Raw genomic sequence first — 1096 nt, forward strand, 5'->3', positions numbered from 1 at the left:
CGTGAAGCCGGCTGTGATGCAAAAATCGTCTCCAAAGTGGAACGTGCCGAAGCCGTGGCAAGCCAGGAAGCGATGGATGACATCATTCTTGCCTCCGATGTGGTGATGGTGGCCAGGGGCGACCTGGGCGTTGAGATTGGTGATCCGGAGCTGGTCGGTATTCAGAAGGCCCTGATCCGTCGTGCTCGCCAGTTAAATCGTTCTGTGATCACTGCCACCCAGATGATGGAATCGATGATCACCAACCCGATGCCGACGCGTGCAGAGGTCATGGACGTGGCCAACGCCGTGCTCGACGGCACCGATGCCGTTATGCTGTCTGCGGAAACGGCAGCAGGTCAGTACCCGGCAGAAACCGTTTCAGCGATGGCGAAAGTCTGCCTGGGTGCAGAGAAGATCCCAAGCATTAACGTCTCCAAACACCGTCTTGATGTGCAGTTCGACAATATCGAAGAAGCCATTGCGATGTCGGCAATGTACGCCGCAAACCATCTGCAGGGCGTCACGGCCATTATCACCATGACCGAGTCGGGCCGTACTGCGCTGATGACCTCACGTATCACCTCGGGTCTGCCAATTTTCGCGATGTCGCGTCATGAGCGTACGCTGAATCTGACCGCGCTGTATCGTGGCGTCACCCCGGTCTTCTTCGACAGCAATAATGATGGTGTTGCCGCTGCACATGATGCGATAAACCTGCTGCGTGAAAAAGGCTTCCTGATGTCAGGGGACCTCGTTATTGTTACCCAGGGCGATGTGATGAGCACCACCGGAACCACCAATACCAGCCGTGTGCTGCGCGTTGAGTAATCCCGCCTGACCTTATTGGGCCGCAAGGCCCAATAGCTTTCACCCTCACTTCGTTCTCGCCTTAGACTCACTCTGCAAAACGTATTACCCCTCTGCTCTCCATCACCTTATGTCGTTCAAGGGCCAGCGACCTCACCTTGATATTTATGCATTGTGATCGGGCGAGAATACGTTATGTTAGCGCGGTTCCAAACGCTGACATGCTGCTGCATGAAACACCCCCTGGAGGGAGCCAGAATGGCGTCATTTGTTCCACTGTCGAGCCTGACCCGCCGACACCTGATAT

1 protein-coding gene is annotated in these 1096 nt (G+C 55.5%); it reads left to right on the plus strand.

Translation table 11 applies throughout. The features are described from left to right. The coding region (pyk, locus tag WH277_RS05240; RefSeq protein WP_339504824.1) for a pyruvate kinase at positions 1 to 810 on the plus strand (810 nt) is incomplete at its 5' end. Positions 811 to 1096: the final 286 nt, after the last annotated feature.

The sequence above is a fragment of the Erwinia sp. MYb416 genome, assembly GCF_037479575.1.
Classification (GTDB): domain Bacteria; phylum Pseudomonadota; class Gammaproteobacteria; order Enterobacterales; family Enterobacteriaceae; genus Erwinia; species Erwinia rhapontici.